We start from the raw sequence: 17,399 nt of genomic DNA on the forward strand, positions 1-17,399 counted from the left end.
TCCGGGCCCGGCACGCGGCCTCAGTCGCCTGTCCGCGATGCGGAGCCGTAGGGCCAGCTCCAGTCGCGGATGTCGGGAAGATCCTCGCCATGCTCGCGGATGTAGGTGCGGTGCTCGTCGAGGCGCTCGTTGAGCCGCGCCACCGCCGCCCGGCCGGCCTCGCCGAGGTCCGGCAGCCGGTGGATCGCCTCCAGTGCCAGGTGGAACCGGTCGAGCTCGTTCATCACCACCATGTCGAAGGGCGTCGTCGTCGTGCCTTCTTCCTGGTAGCCGCGCACATGGATGTTGCGGTGGTTGGTCCGCTTGTAGGTCATGCGGTGGATCAGCATCGGATAGCCGTGATAGGCGAACACCACCGGCTTGTCGGTCGTGAACAGGGCGTCGAACCGCGCGTCTTCGAGGCCGTGCGGATGGTGTTCCGGCGCCTGCAGGGCCATCAGGTCGACGACGTTGACGAGCCGCGTCTTCACCTCTGGCAGGAGATCGCGCAAGAGCCCCGCCGCCGCGATGGCTTCCAGCGTCGGCACGTCGCCGGCACAGGCGAGAACCACGTCCGGCTCCTCGCCGGGCGCCGCCGTTCCCGCCCAGTCGAAGGTTCCGGCGCCGGCGGCGCAGTGCGCCTTCGCCTCCTCGATGGTCAGCCATTGCGGCGCCGGCTGCTTGCCCGCGACGATGACGTTGACGCGGTCGTAGGTGGCGAGGCAATGGTCGGCCACCCAGAGCAGGGAGTTGGCGTCGGGCGGGAAATAGATGCGCACCACGTCCGCCCGCTTGTTGGCGACATGGTCGACGAAGCCCGGATCCTGATGGCTGAAGCCGTTGTGGTCCTGCCGCCAGACATGGGACGTCAGGAGGTAGTTCAGCGACGCGATCGGCGCCCGCCACTCCAGCTGCCGCGTCACCTTCAGCCACTTGGCATGCTGGTTGAACATCGAATCGACGATGTGGATGAAGGCCTCGTAGCAGGAGAAGAAGCCGTGCCGGCCGGTGAGGAGGTAGCCCTCCAGCCAGCCCTGGCAGAGGTGCTCGCTGAGCACCTCCATCACCCGGCCATCCTGCGACAGCGACACGTCGTAGGGCTCGATCGCGTCCATCCACACCCGGTCGGTCGTGCCGAACACCGGGTCGAGCCGGTTCGAGGCCGTCTCGTCGGGACCGACGATGCGGAAGTTGCGGGCTTCGGCGTTGAGCTTGAAGACGTCCTCCAGATAGTGGCCGAGGGCCCGCGTCGCCTCGGCGATGGTCTTGCCGGGCTCGGGCACGTCGACGCCGTGGCCGTCGATCGCCGGCAGCTTCAGCTCCTGGCGCAGCAGCCCGCCATTGGCCTGCGGATTGGCGCCCATGCGCAGCTCACCTTCCGGTGCGAGGGCTGCCAGTTCCGGCCGCAGCCGCCCGGTCTCGTCGAAGAGATCCTCCGGCCGGTAGCTGCGCATCCACGCTTCCAGGATGGCGCGATGGGCCTCGTCGCCACGGGCGTTGGAGACCGGCACCTGATGGGCGCGCCAGAAGCCTTCGACCTTCTTGCCGTCGACCTCCTTCGGGCCGGTCCAGCCCTTGGGGCTGCGCAGCACGATCATCGGCCAGCGCGGCCGCGCCGTCGCCCGGCCGGAGCGGTGCTCGGCCTGGATCGCCGAGATCTTGTCAAAGGCTTCGTCGAGAGCCGCGGCCATCTGGCGGTGCATCGGCCCGGGATCCTCGCCCTCGACCATGATCGGCTCGTAGCCGTAGCCGACGAAGAGGCTCTTCAGCTCCTCGTCGCTGATCCTTGCGAGCACCGTCGGATTGGCAATTTTGTAGCCGTTGAGATGCAGGATCGGCAGCACTGCGCCGTCGCGGGCGGGATTGAGGAATTTGTTGGAATGCCACGACGCGGCCAGCGCGCCGGTCTCCGCCTCGCCGTCGCCGACGACGCAGGCGACGACGAGGTCCGGATTGTCGAAGGCCGCCCCGAAGGCATGGACGAGGGCATAGCCGAGTTCGCCGCCCTCGTGGATCGAGCCCGGCGTCTCGGGCGCCGCGTGGCTCGGAATGCCGCCGGGAAAGGAGAACTGCCGGAACAGCTTCCGCATGCCCTCGGCGTCCTCGGAGATGTCCGGATAGGTCTCGCTGTAGGTGCCCTCGAGATAGGTGTTGGCCACCATTCCCGGCCCGCCATGGCCCGGCCCGCAGACATAGAGCACCGAGGCGTCGCGCGCCTTGATCACCCGGTTGAGATGGGCATAGACGAAGTTGAGCCCCGGCGTCGTTCCCCAGTGGCCGAGGAGCCGCGGCTTGACGTGCTCTGCCTGCAGCGGCTCGCGCAGGAGCGGGTTGTCCAGGAGATAGATCTGCCCGACCGAGAGGTAATTGGCGGCCCGCCAGTAGCGGTCGATCAGTGCCAGCTCGTCCGTCGACGGGGCCGGTCGCGATGGTTTGGTTGGGCTCGTCACGTTCATGATCGGCGGCTCCTTGGCGCTGGCCGTTTCGACTGCCGGTTCCAGTCGGAACCTGTGGCAGGGCGGTCAAGCTTCACCCGCCAGGCCGAAAGAAATCCGGTCGGGGCCAAGCAAGCCGCTCTCGCAGCCCTTGTCTCAGGGCGTCGCGGCCGGCGCATTGACCCGGATCAAGGCCCAAGGTTCGCCGGCCGGCGGACTCCATGAGGCCGCGCGGATCGGCGCGGGGAAACGAGCGCTGCGGCGATCCTTCGCCCGCGCCCGCAGAATGCGGGATGGAGGTTTGGAGGTTCGGCGCCGGGCCCAGCCGCTTCGACCCGCGAGCATCCCTTCTCACCGCGAAGCGGCGACGATCTCCCGCGCGCGTCGCGCCACCGTCTCCGGCGGGCCGGAGCCGTCGACCGCCGTCCAGCCGATCGCACCGTGGTCCCGCTCCAGCTGGCGCTCGACCACGTCGGGCGTCGCGTCGGAGGGATCGCCCGTCCGGGCGGCGACGCGGCGGATGAGTTCGGCGGCGGGAACGTCGAGCCACAGGCCGAGGAACCCCGTATCGGCCTGCCCTGCCACGGCCTCGATGTGCGCCCGCTCGCCCTCGCGCTCGAAGGTGGCGTCGGCGACGACGCCGTGCCCGAGGGCGAGGACGGCGCCGCTCGCCTCGGCGAGACTGCGATAGACCGCCTGCGTCACCTTCGGCCGGTAGGCGTCCGCGGGAAGCCGCGTCTCCGGCGACACCCCGAAGGACCGCTTGCGGATCCGGTCGCTGGAGATCGTCCGGGCGCCGGGTGGCGGGCCGACACGGGCGGCGATGGCTTTGGCCACTGTCGACTTGCCGGAGCCGGACAGCCCGCCGACGGCGACGAGGCGCGGCTCGGCGGGGTGCAGGAGATCGAGGGCGAGGTCGAAATATCGCCGTGCCGACGCGCGCTGCTCGTCCGCCTCCGGGCCGCCGCCGCTCGCGGCGGTGGCGCCGACATGCGCCCGCACCGCCGCCCTCACGGCCATGAAGAAGGGCAGCACCGGCAGCCCCGCCTCGTCGCCGGTGACATCCAGATAGCGGTTCATCGCCAGATTGGCGAAGTCCTCGAGCCCGCGATGCCAGAGATCCATCAAAAGGAAGGCGAGATCGTAGAGGACATCCGTCGTGCCCAGTTCCTCGCTGAATTCGAGGCAGTCGAACGGCACCGGTTCGCCGTCGACGACGCAGATGTTGCGAAGGTGGAGATCGCCGTGGCCTCGCCGCACAAAACCGGCCTCGGCCCGGCGGTCGAGCAGCGGCGCGAGGCGCGCGAGTTCTTCGCGAAACCGCCCGTTGAACTCCTCCACCGCATCCCGCTCGAACACCGCCGTCGTCGCCAGCGCGGCCTCGTTGACGTCGAGCACGCCCGCCATCCGCGCCGCGCCGCCGGACGTCTCGGCCGCCGGAAGGTCCCGGTGGAAAGCCGCGATGACGGCACCGAGCCGCTCGACGAGCGACGCCGTCAGCTCTCCCGCCTCCGCCTGCCGGTCGAGAAGCGAATCCTCGTCGAAGCGGCGCATCGCAACGACGGCGTCGACGAGGTCGCCGGGCCCGTCGATCGCGAGGGTGCCGTCATCCTGCCGGGTGATGCGATGGACACCGCGATAGAGCATGGGCGCCGTGCGGCGGTTCAGCTCCACTTCGCGCTCGCAGACCACGAGGCGCGTCTCGGCGCGGGAGAAGTCCACATAGGGAAGCGTGACCGGCCGTTTCAGCTTCAACGCCGTCTCGCCGCCGAGAAGGAGGAGCGAGATGTGCGTGCGGACCGTCTCGATCGCCTGCGGATCGATCCCGCCGAAGCATTCGGTCTTGAGGAGACGGACGACCGCCTCGTCCGGCATGTCGGTCATGGTGCGGCTCCCTCGAAACGGCGACGCGAACGTCATGCTGCGCCATGGGAGCGGCGGCGCCGGGATAATCAAGGCCGGGCGCGTCGATTTCCACGAGAGGCGCGCCGGACGCGCCCGCTGCAATCGTCCGCCGGCCCGCGCGATCGGCCTCCGCCGGCAGCGAGCCCCTGACGGACAGCCGGCGGCCACTCGCCGGAACCACTCACCCGGCCCGGCAGATGCCCACGAATGCCGGGGCCCGCAGCGCCGGCCGGATCAGCTGGCCTTGCCAGCCTTGTCTGCGTAGCGCTCCTCGAAGTCCCAGACCTGGCGGAACCCCATCAACTCGCTGAAGGCCGGAAAGTCGTAGAGCCTGTCCGCCACCGGCTCCGTCGAGCCGGCGTCCAGAATGGCTCGGTAGGACTCCTCCACCGCCTTCGCCATGGCGAGGAAGCCCGCCGAGGGATGGATCGACAGGGCGTAGCCGAGCGCCTCCAGTTCCTTCGCCGGCAGGACCGGCGTCTTGCCGCCCTCGACCATGTTGGCGACCAGCGGCTTGTCGATCGTGTCGCAGATGCGCTTCATCTGGTCGACGGTCTCCGGGGCCTCGACGAAGATCAGGTCCGCCCCGGCCTTGGCATAGGCTTTCGCCCGCTCCAGCGCCTCGTCGATTCCCTTCGAGGTCAGGGCGTCGGTGCGCGCGACGATGAGGAAGTTCGGGTCGGTGCGGGCATCGACCGCGACCTCGATCTTGGCCGCCATGTCCCTCAGGGCGATCACCCGCCGGTTCGGCGTGTGGCCGCATTTCTTGGGGAATTCCTGGTCCTCGAGCTGGATGCCGGCAATGCCCGCCGCCTCGTAGCCCCGCACGGTGTGGGCGACGTTGAGAAGCCCGCCATAGCCGGTGTCGCCGTCGGCGATCAGCGGAGTCCGGGTCCCCGCCGCGATGGCCGATGCCCGCGACAGCATGTCGGTGTAGGTCGCAAGGCCGGCGTCCGGCAGGCCGAGATAGGAGCCGACCGCGCCGTAGCCGGTCATGTAGAGGCAGTCGAAGCCCATGCGGTCGGCGATCTTGGCGGAGATCATCTCGAAGACCCCCGGGGCCGAGACGATCCCGCCCCCCTCGATCCGCGCCCGCAACACCCGACGTCTTTCGCCAATCGCTTGTCCGACCATCCTCGACCTCCTCTTCAACCGAACTTGCGCGGCATATCACAGGGCCATATTGTACACAATCTTGCCAAAACGGCGGTTCGACGAGCAGGACGTGGCGACACATGCCGGGTGACGACGACGACAGGCGCAAGCTCCACGGCCATGCCGGCGAGATCGCCTATGCCGCCATCCGGGACCGCCTGCTGCGGGACGAATGGCCGGCCGGCACGCGGCTTCTCGAGGCCGATCTCGCCGCCATGATCGGGGTCAGCCGGACCCCCGTCCGCGATGCCCTGCGACGCCTATCGAACGAGGGGTTCCTCGACTACGTCGCCAATGCCGGCTGCCGGGTGAAGGCCTTCACCGCGAAGGACGTCGAGGCCGCCTTCGACCTGCGGGTGGAGCTCGAAAGCTACGCCGCCCGGCGGGCCGCCAGCCGCATCGGATCGCCGGCGATGGCGGCGCTGTCGTCCCTCTGCGACCAGATGGAGGAGGTCGCCGCGGACCATGTCGGCGAGCCCCGGCGCCGCGATCGGCTGACGCCGCTGAACCAGGCCTTCCACGCGATCATCATCGAGGCGGCCGACAATCCCCGCCTGGCGCCGCTCCTCGCCAACCTCACCTCCGCCCCCGTCGTGCTGCGCACCTACCGCAGCTACACGGCCGACGAGATCGCGCGCTCCATGGGCCACCACCGCGAACTGATCCAGGCGATGCAGGCCGGCGACGCCGACTGGGCCGGCGCCGTGATGCGCTCGCACATCCATGCCGGATACCGCGCCGCCCTGCGCGACACCGGCCTTTTCGGCGCCCTGGCCGAAGACACGCAAGATTGACACGGCGGAAAATTGTATACTATCGTTTGCTGGCTTTGCGCTCTGGGAGGGGCGTGAACCCTTGGCGGCACGAGGCTGCCGCCGAGGGTTCGAACAGTCCGATTGGGAGGAACATCATGAAACACTGGTCGAAGACGGCGCTGATCGCCGTCGCGGCTCTCGCCGCGTCCACCGTCCACTCCTACGCCGAGCGGACCTTGCGCCTGTCGCTGCAGGTGCCGACCAACCATCCGGTCGGGCAGAACATCGTCTACTTCAAGGACGAGGTGGAAAAGATCTCCGGCGGCGAGATCAAGGTCGAGATCTACGATTCCGCCCAGCTCTACAAGGGCAGCGAAGTGCCCCAGGCGGTCGCCTCCGGCGCCATCGACATGGGCCTCGTGCTGATCGACGAATATGCCGCGACCGTCCCGGCGACGGGCCTGTTCTCGGTCGCCTTCATGTTTCCGGACTATGAGAGCCTCGCCAAGGCCGCCGGCCCCGACAGCCCGGTCCGCCAGAAGCTCGACGAGCTGATCCGCCAGACCGGCACCCGCGTCATGTGGTGGCAGGACTACGGCCCCGTGCAGCTCCTGTCCAAGGAGGTGCCGATGATCACCCCCGACGACATGAAGGGTAAGAAGGTCCGCGTCCTCGGCAAGCCCTCCGGCGACTTCATCAACGCCGTCGGCGGCGTGCCCGTGAAGATCGGCGGCTCGGAACAGTTCCTCGCCTATCAGCGCGGCACCGTCGACGTCGGGATGACCGGAACGACCGCGATCCAGTCGCGCAAGCTCGACGAGACCATGGACTGGGTGACGATCACCAACCACGCCCAGACGGAGTTCCTCGTCGTCATGAACGACGCGACCTTCGACGCCATGAGCGACAAGGAGAAGGGCTGGATGCAGGAGGCCGCGCTCAAGGCCGAGGAGAAGATGCGCGCCGAGACCAAGGACGAGAACCTCGCCTCGGAAAAATACATCGCCGAGAACACCGAGATGAAGGTCCAGAACCTCACGCCGGAACAGATCGCCGTCTGGCAGGAAGCCGCCGCCCCCGCCGTCGACGCCTACATCCAGTCGGCCGGCGAGGTCGGCAAGGAACTCGTTGACCAGGTCAAGGCATTGCGCTGAGCCCCGACGCACGATGACACGGCATGACGGGACCGCGCGCTCCGGCGCGGCAAACGACAATCCGATCCTGAAGGCGATCGACAGGATCGGCTCGGCCTGCGCGCTCCTCGGCGACGGCCTCGTCATCGCCATCGCCCTGATGCTCTTCATGGACGTGGCGCTGCGCTACGTCTTCAATGCGCCGACGATCTGGGCGCAGGACGTGGCGATCACCTGCCAGGTCTGGTTCACCTATCTCGGCATGGCCTATGTCCTGCGCAATCGCCAGATGATCCGGATTACCGCCCTCCTGGCCCTCACCGGCCCCGGGGTGAGGCGAGCCGCGGAGGCCTTCACGCTGCTGGTCATCCTCGCCTTCTCGATCATCGCGGTGGTCTATGGCTGGCATACGGTGGAGGATTCCATCCGCCTCGGCCGGCGTCAGCCGACCATGCTGGAAATGCCGAACTGGATCTCCGAACTGCCGGTGGTGATCGGCTTCGCCCTTCTCGGCATCCAGGCCGTGGCCGACCTCATCCGCCTGCCCTTCCGCCCGGCGCCGGAATTCTCCCCCTCCGGCGAACATGCGCCCGCCCCCGATGGATCGCTGACAAAATGACCCTCGTTCTGGTCGTCGCCGCGCTGCTGCTGCTGCTCTTCAGCGGCCTGCCGGTGGCCTTCGCGCTCGCCGGCCTCGGCACGGTGATGCTGTTCCTGAAGGGGCTGCCGCTGGTGATGGTGGCGCAGAACCTGCACGGGGCGATCGACAATTTCATCCTCCTGTCGGTGCCGTTGTTCCTGCTGATGTCGAACATCCTCCTGAAGGGCGGGGTCGGCAAGGACCTCTTCGACGCCTTGCAGAGCTGGGTCGGCCACTGGCCGGGCGGGCTCGGCATCGCTGCGATCGCCTCCTGCGGCATCTTCTCGGCGATTTCCGGCTCGTCGGTCGCGACCGCGGCGACCGTTGCGACCGTCGCCGTGCCGGAAATGACGTCGCGGGGCTACGGCAAGTCCTTCACCCTCGGCCTGCTCGCCGCCGGCGGCACGCTCGGCATCCTGATCCCGCCGTCGATCCCTTTGATCGTCTATGGCGTCATCACCGAGGAGAGCATCGGCAAGCTGTTCCTCGCCGGCATCGGGCCCGGCATCCTGCTGCTGGTTCTCTTCACCCTCTACGCGATCGCCTACTCGTTCTTCTCCAGCGAATACGTGCCTTCGCCCAAGGCGAGCTGGGACGATCGCAGGCGCACCAGCATCCGGGCCCTGCCGACCGGCGGCCTCGCCTTTCTGATGATCGGCGGCATCTATGCCGGCGCCTTCACCCCGACCGAGGCCTCGGCGGTCGGCGCGGTCGTCGCCCTCCTGATCACCGCCGGTCTGCTGCGGTCGCTGAGCTGGCACGGTTTCGTGTCGGCAGTCCGGGAGACGGTGACCACCACGATCGTGCTCTTCCTCATCGTCATCGGCGCCAAGATCTTCGGCAAGGCGGTGACGCTCTATCAGGTGCCGGCCCAGATCTCCCAGCTCTTCGACACCCAGGTGCAGAGCGTGACGGTGTTCCTTTTGATCGTCGGGCTGATCCTCCTCTTCATCGGGCTCTTCCTCGAAAGCCTGTCGATGCTCTTGATCATGATGCCGGTGCTGTTTCCGACGGTGCTCGCCCTCGGCATCGATCCGATCTGGTTCGCGATGTATTTCGTCATCCTGATCGAGGTGGCGCTGATCACCCCGCCCGTCGGCCTGAACCTCTTCGTCATCCAGGCTGTGGCGCGAACCAATCTCGGCACGGTGGTGCGCGGCGTCCTGCCCTTCATCGGCCTGATGTTCGTGGCGCTCTATCTGATCTGGCTGTTCCCGATCATCGTCAGCTTCATGCCCGACAATCTGTGACGGCTCAGCTCTCCGCCGCGAGGCTGTTGCGGGCACCGAGGATATGCGCCCGCATCACCGCCTCCGCCCAGGCCGGATCGCGCGATGTGAGCGCCGCGATCAACTGCCGGTGCTCGAACAGGCTGCGCTCGATCTCGGGGCGGGAGAAGCGGGCATAGGTGTTGATCAGGAAGCCGATGTTCATCAGCCGCGCCGCGGAGTCGGCAAGCGTCGCATTGCGCGAGGCCTCGAGGATCTTCTGGTGGAAGGCCTGGTTGAGGGTGGAGACCTTCTCCACCACCTCGTCCTCGGCCTGCCAGTATCCCGCCGTCGCCGCCTCCATCTCGCCCTGGATCGCCTGCAGCTCACCCAGGTCCCGCGCGTCGCACCGGCCGGCCGCGAGCCCCGCCGCGGCGCTTTCGAGCAGCGCCCGCACCTCGTAGATGTCGGACACCTCGTTCGGCGTCCGCCGCTTCACCACGGTTCCCGATCGCGGCGTCATGTCGACGAAGCCGTCGCCGGCCAGCCGCACGATGGCCGAACGCACCGGCGTGCGGCTCGCTTCGAAGCGCTCCGCCAGCACCGCTTCGGTGATCTTCTCACCCGGCGCCAGGCGGCCGTCGAGGATCTCCCGGCGGATCGCCTCATACACCCGGTCGGCCATTCGCAGGCCCGGCTTTTCGCGCGCCGTGGATGTCATTCGAGCCTCATTGGATACAAGTTCGAGATCTTTTTCAGGGTTGATCGTAGCTCTGTTGACGAATGGGATACAATGGGCTTCACTCATCCTGAGAGACGATGCACCAGGGGAGATGGTGCACGGGGCGCGGGAACGCCCCGAAAGGGAGGAATACATTGAAACCGCTTGCGGGTCTTCGCGTCCTGGAGATGGGACAGCTGATCGCCGGGCCGTTCTGCGGCCAGCTCCTCGCTGATTTCGGCGCCGAGGTCGTCAAGATCGAGCCGCCGAAGACCGGTGATTCCATGCGCCAGTGGGGCCGCACGGACGCCGAAGGCAGGCCGCTCTGGTGGCCGGTGATCGCGCGCGGCAAGAAGTCGATCACCCTGGACCTCAGGAAACCCGAGGCACAGGACATCGTGCGCCAGCTCGCCGCCAGCACCGACATCCTGGTCGAGAATTTCCGGGTCGGGCGGATGGAGGAATGGGGCCTCGGCTACGAGGCGTTGAAGGCCATCAATCCCGCTTTGATCATGGTGCGCGTCACCGGTTTCGGCCAGACCGGCCCCTATGCGAACCGGGCGGGCTTCGCCTCGGTCTGCGAGGCGATGGGCGGCATGCGCTACATCGCCGGCTATCCCGACCGGCCGCCGGTGCGCGCCGGCATCTCCATCGGCGACACGCTGGCCGGCCAGAGCGGCTTCCAGGGCGCGCTCCTCGCCCTGCAGCACCGCCAGCGCACCGGCGAGGGCCAGATGGTCGACGCCTCGATCTTCGAGGCCGTGCTCTCGGTGATGGAGAGCGTCATTTCCGAATATGACGGCGGCGGACATGTGCGCGAGCGCTCCGGCAGCTTCCTGCCCGGCATCGCCCCCTCCAACGCCTATCCGACCAAGGACGGCGAGACCGTCATCATCGGCGGCAATCAGGACAGCCTGTTCCGACGCCTCACGGCCGTCATGGGCCGACCCGAGCTCGCCGACGACGAGCGCTTCGCCAACCATCAGGCGCGCGGGCGCAACCAGGCCGAATGCGACGCCGTCGTCGCCGAATGGACCTCGGGCCTCGCCGCGGACGACATCGTCGCGCAGCTCGCCGAAGCGGGCGTCCCGGCCGGCCTCACCTACAAGGCGCCGGACATGCTGCGCGACGAGCACTTCAAGGCCCGCGAGGCGATCACCCGCGTCACCGACCCCGAGATCGGACCGCTCGCCATGCAGAACGTCTTTCCCAAGCTGTCCGCCTCGCCGGGCGGCGTCGAGCGCACCGGCCCGAAGCTCGGCGAGCACACCGACGCCGTCCTGACGGAATGGCTCGGCTACGACTCCGAAGCGATCGCCGCCCTGAGGGCCGCCCATGTCGTCTGACCGCGCCGCGATCCCCCTGACCCTGACGGCTACCGCCATGACGGCTGCGGCTCTGGAGGCTGCCCGATGATCGAGCCCGTCATCGTCGTCGTCGTGATGCTGGCGCTGATCGCCATCGGCGCGCCGATCTTCCTCGCCCTCGGCGCGGCGGGCCTGACCGGGCTCTACATGACGCGCGGGTCCATGGCCTTCTTCTTCGGCCCGACCTCGCTCTTCGGCCAGCTCAACAGTTTCGAATTGCTGGCCCTGCCGCTGTTCGTCCTGATGGGCAACTTCCTCGCCGCGACGCCGGTCGGCGCCAATCTCTTCAAGGCCGCCGTGATCTGGCTGCAATGGCTGCGCGGCGGCCTCGCCATCGCCACCGTCGGCGCCTCGGCGGTGTTCGGCGCGGTCAGCGGCGTCTCGATCGCCGGCGTCGCCGCGGTCGGCTCCATCGCCGTTCCGCAGATGCTCGACCGGGGCTATTCGCGCACGCTCGCCGCCGGCAGCGTCGTCAGCTCGGGCGCCCTCGCCATGCTGATCCCGCCGAGCGTGCCGCTGATCATCTACGGCGCGGTTTCCTCGGTCTCCGTCGCCGACCTCTTCATCGGCGGCATCGTGCCGGGCGTCGCCCTCGCACTGGCGCTCTGCGTCTACATCTATTTCCGCGCGCTGTTCAATCCGGCCGAGGCGCCGATGGGCGAGCAGATCGCCTATTCCTGGAAGGACCGGATGAAGGCGATCGGCGGCATCTGGCACGCCGTCCTTCTGATCGTCCTCGTCCTCGGCGCGATCTATTCGGGCATCGCGACGCCGAGCGAGGCGGCGGCCTTCGGCGCCGTCGGCGCCTTCATCGTGGCCGTCGGGATCTTCCGCTGCCTCGACCTGAAGGGCATCGCGGCGGTCATCGCCTCCAGCGCCCGGATCTCCGGCGCCATCCTGATCATCATGGGCTGCGCCCGGATCTTCGGCGACTATCTCAATCTCGTGCGCGTGCCGGACACGATCACCGGCCTTCTCATCGGCACGGACCTGCCGCCCGAGGCGATCCTGATGCTGATCATGCTCGCCCTCGTGGCGCTCGGCATGCTGGTCGACGCCGTCTCGCTGATCGTGGTGACGACGCCGATCCTCCTGCCGCTGATCACCGCTCTCGGCTACGACCCGCTCTGGTTCGGGATCATCCTCGTGATGAACCTCGAGATCGCCGTGATCACCCCGCCGGTCGGCCTCAATCTCTATACGCTCAAGGCGGTCGCGCCGATGCTGAAGATCGAGGAGATCATCCGCTCGGTCGTGCCCTTCGTGGTCATTCAGTTCCTGATGCTGGCGATCTTCGTGCTGTTCCCGGCGATCAGCCTGTGGCTGCCCAATCTCGTGAAGTGATCCGATTGGGCGACATGACCAATCTCGTGACGTGAACCGTCTTTCAACTGGGAGGTAAAGACATGACGATCGACAGACGCAAATTCCTGATGACCACCGGCGCGCTCTCTGCCGGCGCGGCCTTCGGCCTGCCGATGGGCTCGGCCAGGGCCCAGCAGATGCTGACCGGCGTCACCTATCTGCCGCCGTCCTACGCGGATCTCGCCTTCGGCAGCCAGGGCTTCGTCGACTACGTCAACGAGAAGCACGGCGACACGGTCAAGATCGACTTCTACGATTCCGGCCGGCTGCTCTCGGCCGACGAGCAGCTTCCGGCACTGCGCTCCGGCAACATCGACTTCATGTTCCACACGACGAGCTACATCACCCGCTCCCTGCCGATCCTCGGCGTCATGGGCCTGCCGGGCGTCGTCGGCCCGCTCTACGAGAATCCCGACCGGCTGAAGCGCGGCTCGCCGCTGTTCGAGCTGATGAACCAGGAGCTCGCCAAGCAGGGCCTCACTGCCCTCTCCTTCGGCGGCGGCATCATGGAGCCGGAGATCATCTGGAGCACCGGCAGCCCCGGCATCCGGACGCTGGAGGACATCGACGGCAAGCGCGTGCGCGTCGTCTCCTTCGAGGCGACCAAGGCGATCGAGGACTTCGGCGGCGCGGCGGTGCGCATCCCCTCCTCCGAACTCTATCTGGCGCTCCAGCGTGGCACGGTGGACGCCGCCGTCGCGACCATCTCGACCATCAACGGCCGCTCGATCCAGGAGCAGATCAAGCAGGCCCTGCGGATCCCGGTCACCGGCTTCGCCATCGGCATCTTCGTCAAGACCGACCGCTGGGAGGCGATGGACGACGGCGTCAAGAGCGCCATGACGGAAGCCGCCGAGTGGTTCGACACCCACAGCGCCAAGGCCGCCAACGAGGACTATTACGACAAGCAGTTCTGGCCGAAGTTCAAGGAGCTCGGCATCGAGGTCATCGAGCCGGACCAGGCGACCCTCGATCGCTTCGCCAAGGTCAGCGTGAACGTGCGCGAGGCCTGGGTCGGCGAAGTCGGCGAGGAGGTCGGCAACCGGGCGATCGCGCTCGCCATGGGCGAAGGCGCCTGAAATCATGATGCGAGGGAGAGCGGCGTGAACAATCCCGTCGTCAAGATCATCGATGGCGTTGCCTGGCTCTTGCAGCTGGGCGGCGTCGTCGCCCTCGCCTTCATGGCGCTGACCGTCACCTACGACGCGCTGATGCGGTATCTCTTCGCCGCGCCGACGTCGTGGAGCCTGGAGGTCAACTCCTTCCTCATCGTCTATCTGGCGCTGATGACGGCGGCGGACGTCGAGCGGCGGGGCGAGCATATCGGCATCACGCTTCTGCCCGACGCCCTCGGGCCGACACGCCAGATGGCCCTTCGGGTCGTCGTCGGGATCGTCGGCGCGGCCTTCTGCGCGATCCTCACCTGGCGCGGCTATCTGATGTCCCACGACGCGTTCCAGTATGGGGAGCGCGTCTCCTCCGCCTTCGGAACGCCTTACTGGATTCCCTACGCCATGCTGCCGGTCGGCTTCGGCCTCCTGGGTCTCCAGTTCGTCCTCAACATGTTCCGGCGGCCGAAGAAGAAGGACGAGGCGGCGCAGCAGCTCTGACGCCGCCGCCTCGACCACAGCCGCCTCGACGCATCACAGGACAAGTCCGATGAAGTCCCGTTCCGATCACGTCACGCTTCTCGAGGTCGCCCCGCGCGACGGCTTCCAGTCGATCGCCGAGAAGCTGCCGACCGACGAGAAGATCGCCATCGTCGAGATGCTGCTCGACGCCGGCATCACCCGCATGGAACTCGGCTCCTTCGTCAGCCCCAAGGCCGTGCCGCAGATGGCCGACATGGCCGAGATCGCGGCGCATTTCAGGGACCGGGCCGGCTGCCGGCTCTCCGTTCTCGTCCCCAACGCCAAGGGCGCCACCCTCGCCCTCCAGAACGGCTACCGCGACCTCGTCTTCGTCGTCTCGGTGTCGGAAACCCACAACCAGAACAACGTCCGCCAGTCGGTGGCGCAGTCCCTCGACCAGCTGCGGGCCATCGTGGCGGAGACCGGCGACGGCGGCGAGGCGCTGCGGGTGGATCTCGCCACCAGCTTCGACTGCCCCTTCGACGGCACCGTGCCGCTGGACGCCGTCCGCCGGGTCTTCGCCGAGGCGCTGTCGATCGCGCCAAGGGCCGAGTTCGCCCTCTGCGACACCACCGGGCGGGCCGACCCGCTGACGGTCGCCCGCCGCTTCGAGGCCGTCATGGCCGAGGCGCCTGAGGAAACGGTCTGGGCCTTCCACGGCCACGACACCTTCGGCATGGGCGTCGCCAACGCGCTGTTCGCCCACGGGGTCGGGGTGTCGATCATCGAGGGCGCGGCAGGCGGGCTCGGCGGCTGTCCCTTCGCGCCGGGCGCCACCGGCAACACGGCGAGCGAGGATCTGCACTTCGCCTTCGAGGAAGGCGGCATCTCGACCGGCGTCGACCGCGAAAAACTGCTCGCCGCCGCCGACCGAATCGCAGCCCTTCCCGGCGGCAAGACCGCGAGCCATCTGCGCAACGTCCCGCGCCGGCGCGCACTCGCCGGCTGAGGCGCGGGCGATTCAGGTCGGCCCGGCTGGATCCACAGGCTGCAGGACCCTGGCGCGCCACAGGCTCATGCCGGGCGCATGGTTGCCGCGCGTCCCGTTCATCCCGCAGCGGCGATCATCCGCCAGCCGGCGCGGAGACGGCTTCGCGATCCAGCGGCCTGACCTCCCGGCTCTCATACCAGAGCGACACCGCCTCGATCTGCTCGGGTGTCATGTTGATGGCGATCGGATCCATCAGATGAGCGAAGCGCGTGCCGTCCCGATGGCCCTCCTTCCAGAGTTCCAGATGGGTCTTCAGATACCAGAAGGGCTGGCCGTCGAGCCGCGGAAAGAGCGGGTTGCGGGCGATGCCGTCCGGGCCGTGGCAGCTGTCGCAGGCGGCGATCTTGCGCTCCGGCAGGCCGGTCTCGGCGATGCGGCGGCCGAGCGCCAGCGTCGCGTCCCGGCCGATGGGAAAACCGGTCGCGGCCGCAGGGTCGATCTGGAAGACCTCCGTCATCGCCCGCACGTTGCTCGCCTGTGCGGGCTCCAGCGCCGAACCCGCCCCGGCCTCCTCTGCTGCTTGCGACACCGCCGCATTGCCCGGAGCTGCCGCCGGCTGGTCGGCATAGTAGGCGGCGAGCCGCTCCAGCACCGCGTCGTCGTAGCGGGCGGCGGCGGACTGCATGTAGCCGCTCTGGCGCGTCCCCATCTGGAAGGCCTTCAACGTCGCCGCGAGATAGGCCTGCGGCTGGCCGGCGATGACCGGGAAGGCGCCCTTCGGCCCCCGTCCCATGCCGTCCGCGCCATGGCATCGGGCGCAGTCGGCGACGGCCTCGCGAAGGATCCCGTCGAGGCCGCCCAGCGCCTCGCCGCCGGCCTCCATGTCGACCGCGTCGGGCGCCCCGCCCGCATCGATTCCGAGCGCCAACTCGCGATACCGCTCCGGCGTCATGTCCGGAAGCGCGCGGAGGAAGGCGACCATCGACCAGACCTCGTCGGGACGCTCCTGGGTCGGCCAGGCCGGCATGCCGGAATATTTGATCCCGTGCTGGACGATCCAGAAAAGCTCCCGGTCCGCCCATTCGGCGACCTGGTCGCCGACATGGAGCTGCGGCGGCATCGGCGTCATGTGCTCGACGACTTCCGACTGGCGAACGCCCGGCGCCGCGTGGCAGGGCGCGCAGCCGGTGGCGAAATGCCCGGAGCCGCGCTGCACCAGAGCGGGATCGAAGAGGTCGAGATCCTCCGGCTTTTCCACCAGCCAGGAGCGGCGCGAGACGGTCTGCTGCATGGTCCAGTGCAGGAACCAGCCGACCGGCGCATAATGCCCCGAGGATGCGCCGATCGAGACCAGGCCCGAGGCGGCCAGCGCGAAGGGCGCGGCGGCGACGAGGACGATCGCGGCGACGACACGGCGGCGGGTGAGCGTGACCGAGAGTTTCACGGGATCGCCTCCGCATTGTCGCCGCCGGCGGGCGCACGCTCCTTCAGCACGGTGGCGAGCAGGGCGAGGCCCCCGGCGAGATAGCTCGCCCCCCCGACGATCAGCATGACGACCCCTCCGGCCTGCTGGTCGCCGAGGGGGGTGAAGCTCGCGGCGGGCGAGCAGAGATCGGCGCAGGCGTAGAGCGGCCGCGGGCTGAGGAGGAGGAGCGCGCCGAGCAGCGTCATGTGCATGGAGGTGACGAGCAGCGCCAGCGTGCCCGCGGCGCGGCCGCCGACACTTTTTCCGTCGCCCGCCGTCGCGGTTCCGATGGCGGTGATCCACACGAACAGGCCGGCGCCGATGAAGCATGCCTGCTCGACGAGGAGCAGAGGAAAGCTCGCGCGGGCGGCATCGTGGAGAGCCGGCGCGTGCCAGGTCCAGACGACGGCGAATTCGGCAAAGGAGGCGAGGATCGCCAGCGCCGGTGTCACCTGCGAGAAAGCTCGCGGCCAGAGCCGCAGGAGGCCGATGGCGAGGAGCGGCGCGGCCACCGCCACGACGCCCATATGCATGACCATATGGGCGGCGAAGGAGCCTTGCGCCCGCTGCGGCAGCGGCCCGAGCCAGAGGCCGGCGAGGACGACCAGCCCCAGCGCCAGCGGCCAGAGGGACAGCGGCGAGCCGCCGGGCGCGGCCTCGGCTTCTGTGTCGGCGCGGCCCGGCGCCGGCGAAAGGGGCATCGCGGGGC

At 68.5% G+C, this 17,399-nt stretch carries 15 protein-coding genes; 9 read left to right on the forward strand and 6 right to left on the reverse strand.

The window, feature by feature from the left end; all coding sequences use genetic code 11:
* Positions 1-20 precede the first annotated feature (20 nt).
* The 3 genes from ATO4_RS01000 to ATO4_RS01010 form a co-directional block, all read right to left on the reverse strand.
* Positions 21-2,435 carry a phosphoketolase family protein gene (locus ATO4_RS01000; protein ID WP_139802177.1) on the reverse strand — a complete coding sequence of 805 codons (2,415 nt, stop codon included), beginning with the start codon at positions 2,433-2,435 and terminating at the stop codon, positions 21-23.
* Between the two features lie 330 nt (positions 2,436-2,765).
* Positions 2,766-4,298 (reverse strand): bifunctional aminoglycoside phosphotransferase/ATP-binding protein, encoded by a 1,533-nt coding sequence (locus ATO4_RS01005; protein ID WP_245308498.1) that lies wholly within the window; start codon positions 4,296-4,298, stop codon positions 2,766-2,768.
* 255 nt (positions 4,299-4,553) lie between these two features.
* Complete coding sequence (locus ATO4_RS01010; RefSeq protein WP_245308523.1) at positions 4,554-5,420, reverse strand: isocitrate lyase/PEP mutase family protein; 867 nt, start codon at positions 5,418-5,420, stop codon at positions 4,554-4,556.
* A 134-nt stretch (positions 5,421-5,554) separates the two neighbouring features.
* On the opposite strand from ATO4_RS01010, the gene ATO4_RS01015 reads away from it, so the two are divergent.
* The 4 genes from ATO4_RS01015 (at position 5,555) to ATO4_RS01030 (ending at position 9,252) form a co-directional block, all read left to right on the forward strand.
* Positions 5,555-6,268, forward strand: a complete 714-nt coding sequence (locus ATO4_RS01015) for a GntR family transcriptional regulator (protein WP_083589528.1) — start codon at positions 5,555-5,557, stop codon at positions 6,266-6,268.
* A 116-nt stretch (positions 6,269-6,384) separates the two neighbouring features.
* A complete protein-coding gene (gene dctP / locus ATO4_RS01020) occupies positions 6,385-7,383 on the forward strand; it encodes a TRAP transporter substrate-binding protein DctP (RefSeq protein ID WP_083589529.1) in 999 nt (332 codons plus the stop codon).
* A 13-nt stretch (positions 7,384-7,396) separates the two neighbouring features.
* Positions 7,397-7,981, forward strand: coding sequence for a TRAP transporter small permease (locus ATO4_RS01025; protein ID WP_083589530.1), 585 nt, complete (start codon positions 7,397-7,399; stop codon positions 7,979-7,981).
* Positions 7,978-9,252 (forward strand): TRAP transporter large permease, encoded by a 1,275-nt coding sequence (locus ATO4_RS01030; protein ID WP_083589531.1) that lies wholly within the window; start codon positions 7,978-7,980, stop codon positions 9,250-9,252. The genes ATO4_RS01025 and ATO4_RS01030 overlap by 4 nt, the downstream gene beginning before the upstream one ends.
* 4 nt (positions 9,253-9,256) lie before the next feature.
* Here the strand turns inward: ATO4_RS01030 and ATO4_RS01035 are convergent, their stop codons facing one another.
* A complete protein-coding gene (locus tag ATO4_RS01035; protein WP_245308499.1) occupies positions 9,257-9,931 on the reverse strand; it encodes a GntR family transcriptional regulator in 675 nt (224 codons plus the stop codon).
* Positions 9,932-10,119: 188 nt separating this feature from the next.
* On the opposite strand from ATO4_RS01035, the gene ATO4_RS01040 reads away from it, so the two are divergent.
* The 5 genes from ATO4_RS01040 (at position 10,120) to ATO4_RS01060 (ending at position 15,243) form a co-directional block, all read left to right on the forward strand.
* Positions 10,120-11,277 carry a CaiB/BaiF CoA-transferase family protein gene (locus ATO4_RS01040; protein WP_348626441.1) on the forward strand — a complete coding sequence of 386 codons (1,158 nt, stop codon included), beginning with the start codon at positions 10,120-10,122 and terminating at the stop codon, positions 11,275-11,277.
* Between the two features lie 66 nt (positions 11,278-11,343).
* Positions 11,344-12,642 carry a TRAP transporter large permease gene (locus ATO4_RS01045; protein WP_083589533.1) on the forward strand — a complete coding sequence of 433 codons (1,299 nt, stop codon included), beginning with the start codon at positions 11,344-11,346 and terminating at the stop codon, positions 12,640-12,642.
* A gap of 62 nt (positions 12,643-12,704) precedes the next feature.
* On the forward strand, positions 12,705-13,742 hold the full coding sequence (gene dctP, locus ATO4_RS01050) for a TRAP transporter substrate-binding protein DctP (RefSeq protein WP_083589534.1): 1,038 nt from the start codon (positions 12,705-12,707) through the stop codon (positions 13,740-13,742).
* Between the two features lie 24 nt (positions 13,743-13,766).
* Positions 13,767-14,273: a TRAP transporter small permease gene (locus tag ATO4_RS01055; RefSeq protein ID WP_245308501.1), complete on the forward strand. Its 507-nt coding sequence runs from the start codon at positions 13,767-13,769 to the stop codon at positions 14,271-14,273.
* Between the two features lie 49 nt (positions 14,274-14,322).
* The gene (locus ATO4_RS01060) at positions 14,323-15,243 is read left to right on the forward strand and encodes a hydroxymethylglutaryl-CoA lyase (protein WP_083589535.1); all 921 of its coding nucleotides are present in this window, start codon (positions 14,323-14,325) and stop codon (positions 15,241-15,243) included.
* A 115-nt stretch (positions 15,244-15,358) separates the two neighbouring features.
* Here the strand turns inward: ATO4_RS01060 and ATO4_RS01065 are convergent, their stop codons facing one another.
* Positions 15,359-16,669, reverse strand: coding sequence for a c-type cytochrome (locus tag ATO4_RS01065; protein ID WP_083589536.1), 1,311 nt, complete (start codon positions 16,667-16,669; stop codon positions 15,359-15,361).
* A complete protein-coding gene (locus ATO4_RS01070; protein WP_083589820.1) occupies positions 16,666-17,391 on the reverse strand; it encodes a cytochrome c oxidase assembly protein in 726 nt (241 codons plus the stop codon). Before ATO4_RS01070 ends, ATO4_RS01065 begins: the two co-directional genes overlap by 4 nt.
* Positions 17,392-17,399: the final 8 nt, after the last annotated feature.

It is taken from the genome of Aurantimonas sp. 22II-16-19i (assembly GCF_002088275.1).
GTDB lineage: Bacteria > Pseudomonadota > Alphaproteobacteria > Rhizobiales > Rhizobiaceae > Jiella.